Annotated in this window: 17 protein-coding genes; 10 read left to right on the forward strand and 7 right to left on the reverse strand. The window is 75.0% G+C overall.

The genetic code is table 11. The features are described 5' to 3' along the window. The 10 genes from ACE1OA_RS25815 to lgt all read left to right on the forward strand — a co-directional run bounded on the left by ACE1OA_RS25815 (position 1) and on the right by lgt (position 8,826). Positions 1-1,503 (forward strand): anthranilate synthase component I, encoded by a 1,503-nt coding sequence (locus ACE1OA_RS25815; protein ID WP_356609699.1) that lies wholly within the window; start codon positions 1-3, stop codon positions 1,501-1,503. Between the two features lie 14 nt (positions 1,504-1,517). Next, the gene (locus ACE1OA_RS25820) at positions 1,518-2,183 is read left to right on the forward strand and encodes a TIGR02234 family membrane protein (RefSeq protein WP_356609701.1); all 666 of its coding nucleotides are present in this window, start codon (positions 1,518-1,520) and stop codon (positions 2,181-2,183) included. 138 nt (positions 2,184-2,321) lie between these two features. Then, entirely contained in the window at positions 2,322-2,570 is a 249-nt protein-coding gene (locus ACE1OA_RS25825) for an HGxxPAAW family protein (RefSeq protein WP_384870486.1), read from the forward strand. Between the two features lie 347 nt (positions 2,571-2,917). Next, complete coding sequence (locus ACE1OA_RS25830; protein ID WP_356609745.1) at positions 2,918-3,358, forward strand: DUF2752 domain-containing protein; 441 nt, start codon at positions 2,918-2,920, stop codon at positions 3,356-3,358. A gap of 121 nt (positions 3,359-3,479) precedes the next feature. Next, on the forward strand, positions 3,480-4,289 hold the full coding sequence (gene trpC / locus ACE1OA_RS25835) for an indole-3-glycerol phosphate synthase TrpC (RefSeq protein WP_147977562.1): 810 nt from the start codon (positions 3,480-3,482) through the stop codon (positions 4,287-4,289). A 115-nt stretch (positions 4,290-4,404) separates the two neighbouring features. Next, positions 4,405-4,590 carry a tryptophan biosynthesis modulator TrpM gene (trpM, locus tag ACE1OA_RS25840; protein ID WP_356609747.1) on the forward strand — a complete coding sequence of 62 codons (186 nt, stop codon included), beginning with the start codon at positions 4,405-4,407 and terminating at the stop codon, positions 4,588-4,590. A 204-nt stretch (positions 4,591-4,794) separates the two neighbouring features. Further along, positions 4,795-6,033, forward strand: coding sequence for a tryptophan synthase subunit beta (gene trpB / locus ACE1OA_RS25845; protein ID WP_356609705.1), 1,239 nt, complete (start codon positions 4,795-4,797; stop codon positions 6,031-6,033). Continuing rightward, positions 6,030-6,854, forward strand: coding sequence for a tryptophan synthase subunit alpha (trpA, locus tag ACE1OA_RS25850; RefSeq protein WP_356609707.1), 825 nt, complete (start codon positions 6,030-6,032; stop codon positions 6,852-6,854). The genes trpB and trpA overlap by 4 nt, the downstream gene beginning before the upstream one ends. A 64-nt stretch (positions 6,855-6,918) precedes the next feature. Beyond that, positions 6,919-7,740, forward strand: a complete 822-nt coding sequence (locus ACE1OA_RS25855) for a DsbA family protein (protein WP_356609709.1) — start codon at positions 6,919-6,921, stop codon at positions 7,738-7,740. A gap of 84 nt (positions 7,741-7,824) precedes the next feature. Continuing rightward, the gene (gene lgt / locus ACE1OA_RS25860; protein WP_356609711.1) at positions 7,825-8,826 is read left to right on the forward strand and encodes a prolipoprotein diacylglyceryl transferase; all 1,002 of its coding nucleotides are present in this window, start codon (positions 7,825-7,827) and stop codon (positions 8,824-8,826) included. Positions 8,827-8,916: 90 nt separating this feature from the next. Here the strand turns inward: lgt and ACE1OA_RS25865 are convergent, their stop codons facing one another. The 7 genes from ACE1OA_RS25865 to ACE1OA_RS25895 are packed head-to-tail and all read right to left on the reverse strand — an operon-like array spanning position 8,917 to position 16,679. Then, a complete protein-coding gene (locus ACE1OA_RS25865; protein ID WP_356780566.1) occupies positions 8,917-9,711 on the reverse strand; it encodes an HpcH/HpaI aldolase/citrate lyase family protein in 795 nt (264 codons plus the stop codon). Further along, positions 9,708-10,916 carry a CaiB/BaiF CoA transferase family protein gene (locus tag ACE1OA_RS25870; RefSeq protein ID WP_384870492.1) on the reverse strand — a complete coding sequence of 403 codons (1,209 nt, stop codon included), beginning with the start codon at positions 10,914-10,916 and terminating at the stop codon, positions 9,708-9,710. Before ACE1OA_RS25870 ends, ACE1OA_RS25865 begins: the two co-directional genes overlap by 4 nt. After that, the gene (rbsK, locus tag ACE1OA_RS25875; protein ID WP_432753458.1) at positions 10,913-11,833 is read right to left on the reverse strand and encodes a ribokinase; all 921 of its coding nucleotides are present in this window, start codon (positions 11,831-11,833) and stop codon (positions 10,913-10,915) included. The genes ACE1OA_RS25870 and rbsK overlap by 4 nt, the downstream gene beginning before the upstream one ends. Then, positions 11,830-13,200: an ADP-ribosylglycohydrolase family protein gene (locus ACE1OA_RS25880; RefSeq protein WP_384870494.1), complete on the reverse strand. Its 1,371-nt coding sequence runs from the start codon at positions 13,198-13,200 to the stop codon at positions 11,830-11,832. Before ACE1OA_RS25880 ends, rbsK begins: the two co-directional genes overlap by 4 nt. Continuing rightward, positions 13,197-14,348 (reverse strand): ADP-ribosylglycohydrolase family protein, encoded by a 1,152-nt coding sequence (locus tag ACE1OA_RS25885; protein ID WP_384870496.1) that lies wholly within the window; start codon positions 14,346-14,348, stop codon positions 13,197-13,199. Before ACE1OA_RS25885 ends, ACE1OA_RS25880 begins: the two co-directional genes overlap by 4 nt. After that, complete coding sequence (locus tag ACE1OA_RS25890; protein ID WP_384870498.1) at positions 14,329-15,663, reverse strand: ADP-ribosylglycohydrolase family protein; 1,335 nt, start codon at positions 15,661-15,663, stop codon at positions 14,329-14,331. The genes ACE1OA_RS25885 and ACE1OA_RS25890 overlap by 20 nt, the downstream gene beginning before the upstream one ends. Then, positions 15,660-16,679: an ADP-ribosylglycohydrolase family protein gene (locus ACE1OA_RS25895; RefSeq protein ID WP_432753459.1), complete on the reverse strand. Its 1,020-nt coding sequence runs from the start codon at positions 16,677-16,679 to the stop codon at positions 15,660-15,662. Before ACE1OA_RS25895 ends, ACE1OA_RS25890 begins: the two co-directional genes overlap by 4 nt. Between the last annotated feature and the right edge of the window lie 175 nt (positions 16,680-16,854).

A 16,854-nucleotide genomic window follows, 5' to 3' on the forward strand; every position in this document is an offset into this window, starting at 1 on the left:
ATGGATCTCGAGACCTTCCGCAAGCTGGCGGCCGACCGCCGCGTCATCCCCGTCAGCCGCCGCCTGCTCGCGGACGGCGACACCCCGGTCGGGCTCTACCGCAAGCTCGCGGCCGAACGCGCCGGCACCTTCCTCCTCGAATCCGCGGAGAACGGCCGCAGCTGGTCCCGCTACTCCTTCATCGGCGTCCGCAGCGACGCCACCCTCACCGTCCGGGACGGACAGGCCCACTGGCTCGGCACGCCGCCCGTCGGGGTCCCCACGGACGGCGACCCCCTGCAGGCCCTGCGCGCGACCGTCGAGGCCCTGCACACCCCCCGGGACCTCGTCGGCGTGCTCGGCGGCGGCCTGCCCCCGTTCACCGGCGGCATGGTCGGCTACCTCGGCTACGACATCGTCCGCCGGCTGGAGAGGATCGGCGATCACACCGCCGACGACCTCGAACTCCCCGAGCTGACGATGCTGCTCACCAGCGACCTCGCCGTCCTCGACCACTGGGACGGATCGGTCCTGCTGATCGCCAACGCGATCAACCACAACGACCTCGACACCGGCGTCGACGAGGCCTACGCGGACGCCGTCGCCCGGCTCGACGCCATGCAGGCGGACCTGGCCCGCCCGGTCGCCGGCGTCCCCGCCGCCCTGCCCGACTCCGAGCTGCCGGAGTACTCCGCGCTGTGGGGCGGCACGGCCTACCAGGACGCCGTCGAGGACATCAAGGAGCGCATCCGGGCCGGCGAGGCCTTCCAGGTGGTCCCCTCGCAGCGCTTCGAGACCCCGTGCACGGCCTCCGCACTCGACGTCTACCGGGTGCTCCGCGCCACCAACCCGTCCCCGTACATGTACCTCCTCCGCTTCGAGAACGGCTTCGACGTCGTCGGCTCCTCGCCCGAGGCGCTGGTGAAGGTCGAGGACGGGCAGGCGATGGTCCACCCCATCGCCGGAACCCGGCACCGCGGCGCCACCCCGCAGGAGGACCACGACCTCGCCGAGGAGCTGCTCGCCGACCCCAAGGAGCGGGCCGAGCACCTGATGCTCGTCGACCTCGGACGCAACGACCTGGGCCGGGTCTGCGAGCCCGGCTCCGTCGAGGTCGTCGACTTCATGTCGATCGAGCGGTACTCCCACGTCATGCACATCGTGTCCACGGTCACCGGACGGGTCGCCGAGGGCAGGACGGCCTTCGACGTCCTCACCGCCTGCTTCCCCGCCGGCACGCTCTCCGGCGCCCCGAAGCCGCGGGCGATGCAGATCATCGAGGAGCTGGAGCCCTCCCGGCGCGGCCTGTACGGCGGATGTGTCGGTTATCTCGATTTCGCCGGCGACTCCGACACCGCGATCGCCATCCGCACCGCGCTGCTCCGCGACGGCACCGCATACGTGCAGGCCGGGGCGGGTGTCGTCGCCGACTCCGACCCCGTCGGCGAGGACAACGAGTGCCGCAACAAGGCGGCGGCCGTGCTCCGCGCCGTGCACACCGCCAACCGGATGAACGGCGCGTGACAACGTAAGGGATAGTGGGGTACGTGAGTGCTGTTCCCGTACCCCAGCCCCGAGCCGCACGCCCGAACGGCGCGGCCGCCGCGCCCGGCGGCCGTCGCAGCCTGGCCGCGGCCCTTCTGCTCGGCGCCCTCGGCGCCACCGTCGTGCTGCTGTCCGCGGGCCAGATCTGGGCCGAGGGCACCGCGGCCGTCGGCGGCGGCACGCTGCCCGTCGAGGCCGACGGCGGCACCGTCACTGGTGTCCCGACGGCGCTCGCCATCGTCGGTCTCGCCGCGCTGGTCGCCGTCTTCGCCGTGCGGCGCGCCGGACGCCTCCTCGTCTCCGGCCTCCTCGCGCTCAGCGGCGCCGGCGCGGCGCTGAGCGCGGTGCTCGGTGCCTCCGACAGCTCCGCGCTGGACGCGGAGGCCGCCCGCATCACCGGCGACAGCGCCGCCTCCGTGGCCGGCCTGGCCCACACCGCCTGGCCGTACGTGGCCGCCGCCGGCGCGCTGCTGATCCTGGTCGCGGGCCTGCTCGCCCTGCGGTTCGGCCGGAACTGGCCCGCGATGGGCGGCCGTTACGAGCGGGAGGGCAGCCCCCGCGCGGCGCGCAGGACGGCCCGCACCGGCACGGACGCGGACCGGCCCGAGGACCTCTGGAAGGCCCTGGACCGCGGTGAGGACCCGACGCACGAGGACTGACCGCGACGCGTGATCGCCGGGCCACCCCCCGATTCACCTCCGCGGCCCCGCGTGCGGGACAATGAGACCGAGCGTCCCGCGCACGCGCGCGAACCTCACCCCGAGCCACCACCGAGCAACTGCAACGAGGAGCAACTCATGGCGGGCAGCGCCCACGGACACACCCCGGCCGCCTGGACCGGTGTCATCATCTCCTTCATCGGCTTCTGCATCGCCGGAGTCTTCATGGTGGCCGCCAACGTCGCCGGCTTCTGGGCCGGAATCGCGGTGATCTTCGTCGGCGGTGCCGTGGGCCTCGCGATGAAGATGGCCGGCCTCGGCATGCCCAAGGAATCCGACGAGGTCGTCGCCGCGCGTGCCGCCGCGACCGTCGCGGCGCGCTCCTGACGCACGACCGACGCGAAGGCGCAGTCCGGCAGGGCCGGGCTGCGCCTTCACGCGTGAGGGGCGACAATCACCGCGTGGACGCGAAGCCGACGACCCCCGCCGTGACCGAGGACCCCTCCCCGCCCCGCGGCGCGCCCGACCACCGGGCCACGACGGACCTCCCGGCCCCGCCGGGCCCCGGCGGGAACCGCGCGGCGCCGGCCGGACACCCCGGCCCGCCCGGGACGGCGACGTCGCCGGCGTCCCACGCCCCGGCTCCCGCGGGGCCGCCCGGCCCCGGCCACCCCGCCGCCGGCCCCCACGCCCCCTCCGGCCCGCCCGGCGCTTCCTGGGGTCCCGCGGGCCCGGTGTCCGCCCCGCAGCCGCCCCTCCCGGGTGCTCCCACGCCCCGCGGCCTCGTACGCCGGCTGGTCACGCCCGTCGGGACGCTCGCCGGAGTCGCCGCCGCCTTCGCCTACGTCGGGACGGTCGACCCCAACGAGCCCGGGCACTACCCGGTCTGCCCGCTGCTGCGCTTCACCGGGATCCTCTGCCCCGGCTGCGGCGGGCTCCGCAGCGCCCACGCCTTCGTCCACGGGGACCTCGGCGCCGCGCTGGGCGCCAACGCCCTCGCCGTCGTCGGCTACGGCCTCTTCGCCGTCCTCATGGCCGTCTGGCTGATTCGCACCGTCCGCGGCGCGCCGACGCGGCTCGCGGTCTCCCCGCTCGGCTGGTGGGGCGTGGGGGCCGTCCTGGCCCTCTTCACCCTTGTGCGGAACCTTCCCTTCGGCTCCGCGCTGGCGCCCTGAAGTCCCAGCAGATGGGACGCACGTCGCCCGGATGCGGGTGCAGACCCGTCCTGCGGATACCATCGACATGGCTGAACCTGGATCATCACCACCATCACCCTCCCGGAAGGGGGCCTCTCGCGTGAGTGTGCTCGACGAGATCATCGAAGGCGTGCGCGCCGACCTCGCAGAGCGGCAGGCGCGGGTCTCCCTCGACGAGCTCAAGGAGCGCGCCGCCAAGGCGCCGCAGGCCAAGGACGGTGTCGCCGCGCTGCGCGGGGACGGCGTCAAGGTGATCTGCGAGGTCAAGCGCTCCAGCCCGTCCAAGGGCGCCCTCGCCGCGATCGCCGACCCGGCCGGACTGGCGGCCGACTACGAGGCCGGCGGTGCCGCCGTCATCTCCGTGCTGACCGAGGAGCGCCGCTTCGGCGGTTCGCTCGCCGACCTGGAGGCCGTCCGCGCCCGGGTCGACATCCCCGTCCTGCGCAAGGACTTCATCGTCACCGCCTACCAGCTGTGGGAGGCCCGTGCCTACGGCGCCGACCTCGCGCTGCTGATCGTCGCCGCGCTGGAGCAGGAGGCCCTGGTCTCCCTGATCGAGCGCGCCGAGTCCATCGGCCTGACGCCGCTGGTCGAGGTGCACGACGAGGAGGAGGCCGAGCGCGCGGTCGAGGCCGGCGCCCGGGTCATCGGCGTGAACGCGCGGAACCTCAAGACCCTCAAGGTGGACCGCTCCACCTTCGACCGGGTCGTCCCGGAGATCCCCGCGGGGATCGTCAAGGTCGCCGAGTCCGGTGTCCGCGGGCCGCACGACCTCATCGCGTACGCCAACGCCGGCGCCGACGCGGTCCTGGTCGGCGAGTCCCTCGTGACCGGCCGCGACCCGAAGGCCGCCGTCGCCGACCTCGTCGCCGCCGGTGCCCACCCGGCGCTCCGCCACGGCCGGAGCTGACCCCGTCATGACCGCGAGCCACGCCACGCCGACCGTCCCGGGCACCGCCCGGGGCGCCCACGGCGTGCGCGCGGCCGCGGCGGTCCCGCCCGCCGCACCGGGCCGCAGCGGACGGCTGCGTACCGCCGCCGCGCCCGTGGCGGCCCACGCCCCGCTGGCCCGGGGCTGCCGCCCGCGCGGCTGCCGGGCGCCCGCCCGCCGGGTCCACGGCCGCCGTGTGCGGTACGTGATCGGCGACGAGCCGGGCCAGGTCAACGGCATGCGATGGCGCCCGCGCCCCGCGCGCACCCACCACCGCTAGCGGACGCCGCCGGCTCCGTACGGCCACCCGCCGTACCCACCCGGCCCTCCCGACGCCGCCGTACCCGCGTACGGCCGCCGGACCGCCCGCCCGGACCGCCCTCGGCGGACCCGGCGCCGTTGCGGTGCACCGCGGACCCGCGCGCATAACGTGACCATCGTCAGCACGTCATCCGGGGCGCTTCGCCCCGCGAGGAGCAGTCGCATGTCCAGCGAGTTCTTCATTCCCGACCCCGAGGGACAGGTTCCCTCCGCCGAGGGCTACTTCGGCCCCTACGGCGGCAAGTTCATCCCGGAGGCCCTGGTGGCCGCCGTGGACGAGGTCGCCGTCGAGTACGACAAGGCCAAGGCCGATCCCGAGTTCGCCCGCGAGCTCGGCGACCTGATGGTCAACTACACCGGCCGGCCCAGCGCCCTCACCGAGGTGCCGCGGTTCGCCGAGCACGCCGGCGGCGCGCGCGTCTTCCTCAAGCGGGAGGACCTCAACCACACCGGCTCGCACAAGATCAACAACGTGCTCGGCCAGGCGCTGCTCACCAGGCGCATGGGCAAGACCCGGGTGATCGCCGAGACCGGCGCCGGCCAGCACGGCGTCGCCACCGCGACCGCCTGCGCCCTGTTCGGCCTCGAGTGCACGATCTACATGGGCGAGATCGACACCCAGCGCCAGGCGCTGAACGTCGCCCGGATGCGCATGCTCGGTGCCGAGGTCATCCCGGTGACCTCCGGCAGCCGCACCCTCAAGGACGCCATCAACGAGGCGTTCCGCGACTGGGTCGCCAACGTCGACCGCACGCACTACCTCTTCGGGACCGTCGCCGGACCGCACCCCTTCCCGGCCATGGTCCGCGACTTCCACCGGGTCATCGGTGTCGAGGCCCGGCGCCAGATCCTGGAGCGCGCCGGCCGCCTCCCCGACGCGGCCGTCGCCTGCGTCGGCGGCGGATCCAACGCGATCGGCCTCTTCCACGCCTTCATCCCGGACTCCGGCGTCCGGCTGATCGGCTGCGAGCCGGCCGGCCACGGCGTGGCCACCGGCGAGCACGCGGCCACCCTCACGGCGGGCGAGCCCGGCATCCTGCACGGTTCGCGCAGCTACGTCCTGCAGGACGACGAGGGCCAGATCACCGAGCCCTACTCGATCTCGGCGGGCCTCGACTACCCCGGCATCGGCCCCGAGCACTCCTACCTCAAGGACATCGGCCGCGGCGAGTACCGCGCCGTCACCGACGACGAGGCGATGCAGGCCCTGCGCCTGCTGTCCCGCACGGAGGGCATCATCCCGGCCATCGAGTCGGCGCACGCCCTGGCCGGCGCGCTGGAGGTCGGCAAGGAGCTCGGCAAGGACGGACTGCTCGTCGTCAACCTCTCCGGGCGCGGCGACAAGGACATGGACACCGCCGCCCGCTACTTCGGGCTCTACGACGGGGAGGGCTCGCGGTGAGCGGGAACATCCAGCTGCTGAGCGACACCCTGGCCGAGGCGAAGGCGGAGAACCGCGCCGCCCTCATCGCCTACCTCCCGGCGGGCTTCCCGACCGTGGACGGCGGCATCGAGGCCATCAAGGCGGTCTTCGACGGCGGTGCCGACATCGTCGAGGTCGGTCTGCCGCACAGCGACCCGGTCCTGGACGGCCCCGTCATCCAGACGGCCGACGACATCGCCCTGCGCGGCGGCGTCCGGATCACGGACGTGATGCGGACGGTCCGCGAGGCGCACGCCGCCACCGGCAAGCCGGTGCTGGTCATGACCTACTGGAACCCGATCGACCGCTACGGCATCGAGCGCTTCACCGAGGAGCTGGCAGCGGCCGGCGGCGCCGGCTGCATCCTGCCCGACCTGCCGGTCCAGGAGTCGGCGACCTGGCGGGAGCACGCCGACAAGCACGGTCTCGCGACCGTCTTCGTCGTCGCCCCGAGCAGCCGGGACGAGCGCCTGGCCACCATCACGGCCGTCGGCTCGGGCTTCGTGTACGCCGCCTCGCTGATGGGCGTCACCGGAACCCGCGAGTCCGTCGGCCGGGAGGCGGCCGACCTCGTCGGCCGCACCCGGGCCGCCACGGACGGCCGGGAGCTCCCGGTCTGCGTCGGCCTCGGCGTCTCCAACGCCGCGCAGGCGAAGGAGGTCGCCGGCTTCGCCGACGGCGTCATCGTCGGCTCGGCGTTCGTCAAGCGGATGCTCGACGCCGACGACGAGGCGGCCGGTCTCGTGGCCGTAAGGGAACTGGCGGCCGAACTCGCCGAGGGCGTGCGCCGGGCTTCGTAGCCCGTATGGGTGGATCTGGGACCGGGGAGGCGCGGAAGTGCCTCCCCGGTTCGTTGCCCGGAGCGTGAGCGAGAAGAACAGTGACGGGAACCGGAGCGCCCGGGAGCGCCTCCAGCAGCAGCGCGAGCGAGACCGGGCGCGGGAGAGGCAGCGACGCGTCCTGATCGTGTCGGCCGCGGTCGTCGGCGTCCTCGGCCTGGCCGCGGTCGTCGGGGTGATCGCGGCCAACAGCGGTGACAAGGACAGCGGCTCCGACAAGGCGGGTCCGGTCGTCGCCCCGACCGGGGCCACCGGCGGCGACCAGCCGGCGATCCCGACGGGCAAGGCGGACGCGCCCTCCACGCTCACGGTCTGGGAGGACTTCCGCTGCCCGGCGTGCGCGTCCTTCGAGAACGCGTTCCGGGACACGATCCACGAGCTGGAGGCGGCGGGCGCGCTCAAGACCGAGTACCACCTGGCCACCCTCATCGACGGCAACATGGGCGGCAGCGGCTCCCTGCGGGCGGCGAACGCGGCCGCGTGCGCCCAGGACGCCGGGAAGTTCACGCCGTACCACGACGTGCTCTACGTCAACCAGCCCGAGGAGACGGACGACGCCTTCGCGGACAACGCCAAGCTGCTGGAGCTCGCGGCGAAGGTGCCGGGGCTCGACACGCCGGCGTTCCGCAGCTGCGTCGAGGGCGGGACCCACGACAGCTGGATCGGCGAGTCGCACGCGGCCTTCAAGAGCGGCAACTTCAGCGGCACGCCGTCGGTACTGCTGAACGGAGAATCGATCTTCCCGACCAAGGGCAGCGAGCAGATCTCCCCGGCGAACCTGAAGAAGTGGGTCGCCGAGGCGAACAAGGGCAAGAAGCCCGGCACGGCCTCCCCGTCCGCCCCGTGAGCGCCCGAGCGGCCTCTTAGTTACTCAGACGTTGCCGGGTGGGCTGCCGTCCTGCCCGCCCGGCAGGGTAGCGTCGGACCTGCCATGGACCTTGCCTACATTCCCAGCCCGTCGACCGGTGTGCTCCACCTCGGACCGGTTCCGCTGCGCGGCTATGCCTTCTGCATCATCATCGGTGTCTTCGTCGCCGTCTGGCTCGGCAACAAGCGCTGGATCGCCCGGGGCGGCAAAGCCGGCACCGTGGCCGACATCGCCGTCTGGGCGGTGCCCTTCGGCCTCGTCGGCGGCCGGCTCTACCACGTGATCACCGACTACCAGCTGTACTTCAGCGAGGGTGAGAACTGGGTCGACGCCTTCAAGATCTGGGAGGGCGGCCTCGGCATCTGGGGCGCCATCGCGCTGGGCGCGGTGGGTGCCTGGATCGGCTGCCGCCGCCGCGGCATCCCGCTGCCGGCCTACGCGGACGCCATCGCGCCGGGCATCGCGCTCGCCCAGGCGATCGGCCGCTGGGGCAACTGGTTCAACCAGGAGCTGTACGGCCGCCCGACGGACCTGCCGTGGGGCCTGGAGATCACCGCCGGTACGAACCGCGAGGCGGGGATCTACCACCCGACCTTCCTGTACGAGTCGCTGTGGTGCATCGGCGTCGCGCTGCTCGTCATCTGGGCCGACCGCCGCTTCAAGCTCGGGCACGGACGCGCCTTCGCGCTCTACGTCGCCGCCTACTGCGCGGGCCGCGGGTGGATCGAGTACATGCGCGTCGACGAGGCCCACCACGTCCTCGGCCTGCGGCTGAACGTCTGGACCGCGATCGTCGTCTTCGTACTGGCCGTGACCTACATCGTGATCTCGGCCCGGGTCCGCCCCGGCCGCGAGGAGATCGTGGAGCCGGAGAGGCCGGCGAAGCCCGGTGCCGGCGCGGCCGCGGACAAGGCGTCCGGACCGGACGAGAACGCCGCGGAGGCCACGGACACGGATGCCGCGAGCACCGCGGACGCCGAGACCGCGGACGTGCCGCCGACGCCCGACGACGAGCCCGCCGGGAACGGCGCGGGCAACGGCGCGGGTGCGGCCGGCAAGGGCTGACCGACGACACCGTACGACCAGGGGCCGCCCCCGGGACCGAGAGGTCCGGAGGGCGGCCCCTGCCGTATGTCCGCGCACCCCTGCGGCCGGTCAGGCGCGGGCCGCGAGCGTCAGGATCCGCCGGGCGCCCTCCACCACCGCCGCGTCGACGAACCGGCCGTCCGGGAGGGCCAGGGCACCCTCCTCCGTCTGAGCCGCCTTGACGACCTCCTCCGCGGCGGCGATCTCGTCCGGAGTGGGGAGGTACGCCTGCTCGATGACCGGGAGCTGGCGCGGGTGGATCGCGGCGCGGCCGAGGAAGCCCATCAGGCGGCCCCGGGCGCAGCTGGCCGCCAGCGTGTCCAGGTCGCGGATGTCGGGGTGGACCGACTGGGCGGGGGGCGGCAGCGCCGCCGCCCGGGCGGCGACCACGATCCGCCCGCGGGCCCAGTCCAGCCCGCGGTCGTCCCGTACCCCCAGATCCGCGCGGAGGTCCGCCTCGCCGAGCCCGACCCCGTGCACGGACGGGTGGGCGGAGGCGATCGCGTAGGCGTGCTCGACCGCCAGGGCGTTCTCCAGGAGCGGGTAGAGCGGGATGCCGGGGAACTCGTCGGCGATCCGCTGGATGTCGGTGGCGTGGGTGACCTTGGGCAGGCGGAAGCCCCGCAGGCCGGGCAGGGCGGCCAGCGGGGGGATGTCGCGCGGCGCGTGGACGCGGACGTGGACCGGGACGGGGTGCGGGTCGGCGAGCAGGTCCGCGGTGGCGGCCAGGGCGTACGCCTTGCGGTCCGGGGCCACCGCGTCCTCCAGGTCGACGATCACCACGTCCGCGCCCGAGACCAGGGCCTTCCGGACGACGGTGGGCCGGTCCCCGGGGGCGTACAGCCAGGTCAGGGGGAAGCTCATACGGCTCCTTCGCCGCGCAGCGCGGTGATCTCGCCGGGGGTGAGTCCGAGCTCGGCGAGGACCTCCGCGGTGTCGGCTCCGTGCGGCCGGCCGGCCCAGCGGATCGCGCCGGGCGTCTCGGAGAGCCGGAAGAGGACGTTCTGCATCCGCAGCGGGCCCAGCTCGGGGTCCGCGACCTCGGTGATGGTGTCCAGGGCCTGGTACTGCGGATCGTCCAGCACGTCACGGACGTCGTAGACGGGGGCGATGGCCGCCTCGGCCTTGTCGAAGGCCGCCAGCGCCTCGTCCCGGGTGTGCCGGGCGATCCAGGAACCGACCGCCTCGTCGAGGACGTCCGCGTGCGCCGCCCGGCCCGCGCCGTCGGCGAACCACGGCTCGTCGATCAGCTCGGGCCGGCCGACCAGGCGCAGCACGCGCTCGGCGATGGACTGCGCCGAGGTGGAGACGGCCACCCAGGAGTCGTCGGCGGTCCGGTAGGTGTTGCGGGGGGCGTTGTTCCGGGAGCGGTTGCCGGTCCGGGGCTGGACGTAGCCGAGCTGGTCGTACCAGGTGGCGTGCGGCCCGATGACGGAGAGCATCGGCTCGATGATCGCCATGTCGACGACCTGGCCGCGGCCGGTGGCGGTCCTGGCGGTGAGCGCGGTCATCACCGCGTACGCCGTGGCCAGGGCGGCGATCGAGTCGGCCAGACCGAACGGGGGGAGCGTCGGCGGGCCGTCCGGCTCGCCGGTGATCGCGGCGAAGCCGCTCATCGCCTCGGCGAGGGTGCCGAAGCCGGGGCGGTGGGAGTACGGGCCGAACTGGCCGAAGCCGGTGACCCGGGCCAGCACCAGGCCGGGGTTGGCGGCGGACAGCTCCTCCCAGCCCAGACCCCAGCGTTCCAGGGTGCCGGGGCGGAAGTTCTCGACGATCACGTCCGCCTCCGCGGCCAGCCGCAGCAGGGTGTCACGGCCGCCGTGGGTGGAGAGGTCGAGGGTGATCGTCCGCTTGTTCCGGCCCAGGACCTTCCACCACAGTCCGACCCCGTCCTTGGCGGGGCCGTGGCCGCGGGACGGGTCGGGTCTGCGGGGGTGCTCGATCTTGACCACGTCGGCTCCGAAGTCGCCGAGCATCATGGCCGCCAGCGGCCCGGCGAAGAGCGTGGCGAGATCGAGGACGCGCAGGCCCTGGAGGGGAGGGGCGGTCTCGCTTCCGGTACGGGTCATACGGCGTCGACCTCCAGGCCGTCGTGGGAGTCGCGGGCCGCGTCGATCTCGGCGCGGTACGGCATCGAGGACGAGGCGCCCACCCGCTGGACCGACAGCGCGGCTGCGGTCGCCGCCCAGGCCAGCGCCCGGGGGACGGGCCGGCCCTCGGCGAGGGCGACGGCCAGTGCGCCGACGAAGGTGTCGCCGGCGGCGGTGGTGTCCACGGCCTTCACCCGCGGGGCGGCGACGGTGAGGGGCTCGGAACCCCGGGCCGCGTGCAGGCAGCCGGCCGCGCCGAGGGTGATGACCACCTCGGGCACGGACCGCAGCAGCGCCTCGGCGGCGCCGTGCGGGTCGGCGATGCCGGTGAGCGCGGCGGCCTCGTGCTCGTTGGGGACCAGGAGGTCGGTGGCGGCGAGGAGTTCGGGCGGCAGCGGCTGGGCGGGGGCCGGTGTGAGGATCGTGCGGACACCCAGTCGGCGGGCGGTCACGGCGCCCTCGGTCACGGCGGACAGGGGGAGTTCGAGCTGGAGGAGGAGGGCGTCGGCGGTGGCGATGAGCGCCTCGTCGCCGTGGTCGAGGGAGACGACGGTGCCGTTGGCGCCGGGGACGACGACGATCGCGTTGCCGCCTTCGTCGTCGACCACGATGTGCGCGGTGCCGGAGGGGCCCTCGACGGTGCGCAGCAGGTCGGTGTCGACCGAGGAGGCGTCCAGCGCGGCCCGCAGCCGCAGGCCGAACTCGTCGGCTCCGACCGCGCCGATCATCGCCGTCTCGGCCCCGGCCCGGGCGGCCGCGACGGCCTGGTTGGCACCTTTGCCCCCGGGGATCGTCCGGAACTCCCGCCCCATGACGGTCTCCCCGCGCGCGGGGGCCCGCGGGACGAAGGCGACGAGGTCCATGTTGGTGCTGCCGAGCACCACGATGCTGGTCATGGGCGTACTGCCTCCAGATGCGTCATAGCGGCGAGGGTGTCGAAGCCGATGCCGTCGAAGGACGGGACCGACGTCGAGAGCCGGTTCTTGAGGGGGGCGGTCCAGCGCTCGGGCAGCCGGTCGGGGTGACCGGCCAGCAGGCCGGCCACGGAACCGGCGGTGGCGCCGTTGGAGTCGGTGTCCCAGCCGCCGGAGACCGCCGCGCAGACGGAGCGGGAGAAGTCCCCGTCGGCGTGGGTGAGCGCGGCGGCGAGCACGGCGGCGTTGGGCACGGCATGGACCCAGTGGTACCCGCCGAGAGCGGCGTGGAGCCGGTCCACGACCACGTCGAAGTCGGGGGTGGCACGGGCGCTCTCGATGCCGAGGCGGACGGCGGCGGCCAGCCGGGAGCGCGGCGGGATCACGCCGAGCCCGCAGGCCAGGGACCGGTGGACGTCGGCGGTGCCCGTCGCGGCGGCGGCCAGGGTGGCGGCGACGAACATGGCGCCGTAGATCCCGTTGCCGGTGTGGGTGAGGGCCGCGTCCCGGTACGCCTGGGCCGCGGCGGCGGCCGGGTCGCCCGGGTGGGTCCAGCCGTGCACGTCGGCCCGGATCTGGGCGCCGATCCACTCGCGGAAGGGGTTGCGGTAGGCGGCGGTCAGCGGCGGCTCGACGCCGTCGAGGAGGTTGCGGTAGGCGACGCGCTCGGCGGTGAAGGTGCGGCCGGCGGGGAGTTCGTCGAGCCAGAGGCGGGCGACGTCGGCGGTGGTGAAGTCGCGCCCGTACCGCTGGAGGAGGAGCAGGTTCAGCAGGGGGTAGTTGAGGTCGTCGTCCTCCGGCATCCCGTCGATGTTCTCGGCGAGGGAGGTGGCCGCGGAGCGACGGTTCCAGGGGTGGGCGGCCAGCAGCGCGGGCGGGACGCCCCGGGCGGTGAACCAGGAGGAGAGGGGCCAGTTGCCCGTGGCCCGGGCAAGCGCGCGGATCGCGGCCAGCGGCAGCTTCTCGACGGGCTTGCCGAGCAGGCATCCGGCGGCGCGGCCCAGCCAGGCGGCGTGCAGGGCGTCGCGCAGCCGGTCGGGCGGGCCCGCCCCGGGGCGGGGGACGGCGGGGGAGCGGGGCGCCAGGTCCCGGATGGCGGCGAGGGAGGTGGGCTCCGCCGGCGACAGCGGGGAGGGCAGGGCGGCCAGCTCGTCGAGGAGGTGCTCCGCCAGGGGACGCAGATCCGGACGGGGCCCGGGGGAGGCGCCGGCCGCCGTCGGCGCGGGGCTGCCGCCCGCGGCGGCCCAGCGGGCGGCGATCGCGATGGCGTCGCGACCGTCCTCCGCGGCCTGGCGGAGCTCGTGGCCGACCAGGTCCTCCGGCTGGACCCAGGTGACGCGCAGGTTCATCGGGCCGCGCTCGTCAGCGCCGTGTACGCCGCCTCGTGCTCGCGCCGCCGGGCCGTGTCGCGGGCGAAGACCTCGTGGGCGACCGCCGCCAGCGCGGTGGCCGGGGCGTGCAGGTCCAGCCGGCTCGCCTCCGCCACCTGCTTCACCCAGTCGGAGGGCACGGCCGGCTCGCCGCGGAGCGCGCCGACGATCGCGCCGGCCATCGTGGCGATCGAGTCGCAGTCACGGCCGTAGTTGACCGCGCCGAGCACCGTGCGGCGGTAGTCGCCCGCGCCGGCCAGCAGCATCCCGAGCGCGACCGGGAGTTCCTCGATCGCGTGGAGCCGGGACGGCCGGCGCGCGCCCAGCGAGGGGGCGCGGTAGTCCGGGCCCACCGTGTCGAAGGGGGCCACCGCCTCGCGCAACGGGATCAGCGCGGACTCGACGTCGTCGTGGCGGGCCGCGACCTCGCACACGGCCTCGATCGCCGCCCGGGTGCCGTCCTTGGCCAGGGCGAGCGCGGTGTCGACCACCGACTCCGGTGTGGCGCCCGGCGCGCACGCGGCGGCCACCGCCGCCGCGAACACCCCGGCCGCCTCCCTGCCGTACGAGGACTGGTGGGCGCCGGCGATGTCGAGCGCCTCCGCGTACGCCCGCGCCGGATGTGCCGCGTTGACCAGGCCGACCGGCGCCATGTACATCGCCGCACCGCAGTTGACGATGTTGCCGCTGCCCGCCTCGCGCGGGTCCACGTGGCCGTAGTGGATGCGGGCCACGATCCACTTCTCGGCGAGGAAGATCCGCTGCAGCGGGAGGGCCTCGGCCTCCAGCTCCGGGATCCAGACGGGGGTGCCGACGAGGTCCGGGACCAGGTGGTCGGCGACCGCGTACGCGTCGAGGTGGTCGCGGACCTTCTCGTACACCCGGATCAGCGCGTGCGTCATCAGGGTGTCGTCGGTGACGTGCCCGTCGCCCTTGTGGTACGGGGCGATGGGCCGCGCCGTGCGCCAGGCGTCGCCGTTCCAGGGGCCGACGATGCCGGTGACCCGGCCGCCGTGACGCTCCAGGATCTGTTCGGGGGTGTAGCCCTCGACCGGGCCGCCGAGCGCGTCGCCGACGGCCGCACCGAGGAGACTGCCGGTGATCCGGTCATCCAGTGTGGGTGTCATGTCGGAATTGTCCACCCGGGGTGGCCAGTTCCGTGTCTCCGAGCGACCCGGCGAGTTCGACGAGGTCGGTGCCCGCGAGCCGGGGGAGCGCGCAGCCGGCCAGGGTGCGGCAGGCGTCGCGCCAGCTGGCGGGGAGCGAGTCGCCGCCGCCGAGCGCGCCCGTGAGCGCGCCCGCCAGGGCGGGGGCGGAGTCGGCGACCCGGGAGAGGCAGGCCGCCGCCGGCACGGCGGAGGCCGCTTCGCCGCGCGCGGCGGCGGCCAGGGCCAGGGCGACGGGGACGGTCTCGGCGGCGGCGATGCCGTAGCTGTAGACGTGGTCGACGATCTGGTGCTCCAGGAGCGGCACGAGCGCGAAGGCGCTGGTCGCCTCCTCGGCCATCGCCACGGCCTGCCGGGCGTTGCGGCCGATCTCGGTGGCCGGGGGCAGCTGGTCGAGCGCCGCGGCCACGGCGTCGCCGACCGGCGCCCCGGCGAGGGCGACGGAGACGGCCGCGGCCATCGCGCGGGCGCCGTGCACCCCGTCGCCGTCCTGGGTGTAGCGGGCGTCGAACTCGGCCAGTTCGGCGGCGGCCGCCGGGTCGCCGGGGTGGACCAGGGCGAGCACGGTGGCGCGCACGCAGGCGGCGTCGTCGAAGTAGTGCGGATTGTCGTGCCCGGTGGCGGGCGGGCGCAGTCCGGTGGCGAGGTTGCCGAGTCCGGCGCGTACGGAGATCCGGGCGCGCAGCGGGAGCACGGCGGACTCGACCTCGGGGGCGCGGTCGGCCGCCGCGGCGATCTGGCAGGCCAGCGCGTTCCAGGCGAGGTCGACGGCGGCGCGGATCCGCCGCTCGGGCGGGAGCGAGGCGAAGAGCGGACCCGCGGAGGCGAGGAGGGCCTCGGCGGTGAAGACGGCCCACTCGGCGTCGTCGGAGGGGCCGAGGCGCAGGGGCTCGGGGGGCTGGTTCAGGGCGATGGGCACGGGGAGCGTGGTGGTGGCGTTCTGCTCCGCGAAGGTGTCGAGCTCGCGGGTGAGGCGGCGGGTCCACTCGGGCATGCGGGCGGCGCGATGGCGGGCCGCGGGCCAGCCCGCCGCGTCGCCGGCGGCGAGGCCGAGGAGCAGTCCCTCGATGCGGTGCCGGGGCACCGGGGTGCACGGCGCGGCGGGGGCCGCCGGAGCCTCGGGCGCGGGGTGGAGGCCGTGCGCGAGGTGGGTGCCGCCGGGGTCCGGGGTGCCCGGCTCGGCGGTGAGCAGGCCGATCGCCTCGGAGCCGAGGACGGGAAGGTCCCCCGGTCCCGCGGTGCCGGCCGGGTCGGGGCGGTTGTCCACAGTGGTCACGGAGCGACCTCCTCGTCCGTCGTCAGCAGGTCCGCGATGTCGAGGACGTGGTAGCCCCGCATCGAGGGCAGGCAGCTGCCCGTCACCGGGCCGATCGCCGTCGCCCATTCCTCCGGGATCGCCGACACGCCCGCCGAGGCCCCGGCGAGGGCGCCGGCGACGGCCGCCGTGGTGTCCGCGTCGCGGCCCATGTTGACCGCGGTCAGGACGGAGGTGCGGAAGTCGCCGCGGGCCGCGGCGAACGCGCCGAACGCCAGCCCCACCGCCTCCGGCGCCAGGTCGGTCCACGGGTAGCCGCCGATCACGACCGCCGAGCGGACCGTGCGCTCCCGGGTCAGCGCGTCGGGCTGGACGCGCTGCGCCGCCACCACCGCGCGGCGCAGCGACCGGGCCGTCCAGGAGTCCATCGGGACGACCGAGAGCGCCGCCGCGATCACCGAGGTCACCGAGGCGCCCCCCATCGCCGCCGCCACGCCCGCCGCGACGGCCTGGCCGCCGTAGATGCCCTCGCCGTCGTGACTGACGCTGCCGTCGACGGCGACGAGCCGGGCGGCCTCCGCCGGGCGGCCCGCCGCGAAGACGCCGAACGGGGCGGCGCGCATGGCCAGACCGTCCGACCAGGCGTGCCGGTGCTGTGCGGAGATCGGAGCGGCCAGCCCGCGCCGGAGGTTCTCCAGCGTGCCGCGTTCGCTGAAGCCGGCGCCGCGGAAGGGCCCCTCGTCCTGGTCGGCGATCCACTGGTGCCAGGCGTGCTCCGCCTGCCGGACCGTCAGGGCCGAGCCGTGCCGGGCGAGCAGCAGACCGGAGAAGATGGCGTACTCCGTGTCGTCCGTGCCGGCCGGACGGTCCGTCACGAAGCCCTCGATCCGGCCCCAGCGGCTGCGGATCTCCGAGGGGCGCATGTTCTCGGCGGGCGCGCCGAGCGCGTCGCCGACCGCGAGGCCGAGCAGCGCGCCCCGGGCCCGCTCGCGCGCGTCGCACCCCGCTGTCGCGGCCTGCGCCGTCGTCTCGCTCACCATCCCACTCCCCTTTCACGGTTCCTGAATCTGTGCCACGTACGGGGCGGGAGGAGACGGCGAAACGTCTCTGTCACCCGCCTGACACCACCGGTGAACACCCGCGGCAGACCCGGGCGGGCTGCGTCATGTCCCCGTCCCGACGCCGAAGTCCGTTCGGAGAACACTGAGGTGA

The sequence above is a fragment of the Streptomyces sp. JL2001 genome (assembly GCF_050917515.1).
GTDB lineage: Bacteria > Actinomycetota > Actinomycetes > Streptomycetales > Streptomycetaceae > Streptomyces.

Coding starts and splice junctions, on each gene's coding strand:
- ACE1OA_RS25815 (WP_356609699.1), top strand. CDS start 1: ATGGATCTCGAGACCTTCCGCAAGCTGGCGGCCGACCGCCGCGTCATC.
- ACE1OA_RS25825 (WP_384870486.1), top strand. CDS start 2,322: ATGGCGGGCAGCGCCCACGGACACACCCCGGCCGCCTGGACCGGTGTC.
- trpB (WP_356609705.1), top strand. CDS start 4,795: ATGTCCAGCGAGTTCTTCATTCCCGACCCCGAGGGACAGGTTCCCTCC.
- lgt (WP_356609711.1), top strand. CDS start 7,825: ATGGACCTTGCCTACATTCCCAGCCCGTCGACCGGTGTGCTCCACCTC.
- ACE1OA_RS25865 (WP_356780566.1), bottom strand. CDS start 9,711: ATGAGCTTCCCCCTGACCTGGCTGTACGCCCCCGGGGACCGGCCCACC.
- ACE1OA_RS25870 (WP_384870492.1), bottom strand. CDS start 10,916: ATGACCCGTACCGGAAGCGAGACCGCCCCTCCCCTCCAGGGCCTGCGC.
- rbsK (WP_432753458.1), bottom strand. CDS start 11,833: ATGACCAGCATCGTGGTGCTCGGCAGCACCAACATGGACCTCGTCGCC.
- ACE1OA_RS25880 (WP_384870494.1), bottom strand. CDS start 13,200: ATGAACCTGCGCGTCACCTGGGTCCAGCCGGAGGACCTGGTCGGCCAC.
- ACE1OA_RS25885 (WP_384870496.1), bottom strand. CDS start 14,348: ATGACACCCACACTGGATGACCGGATCACCGGCAGTCTCCTCGGTGCG.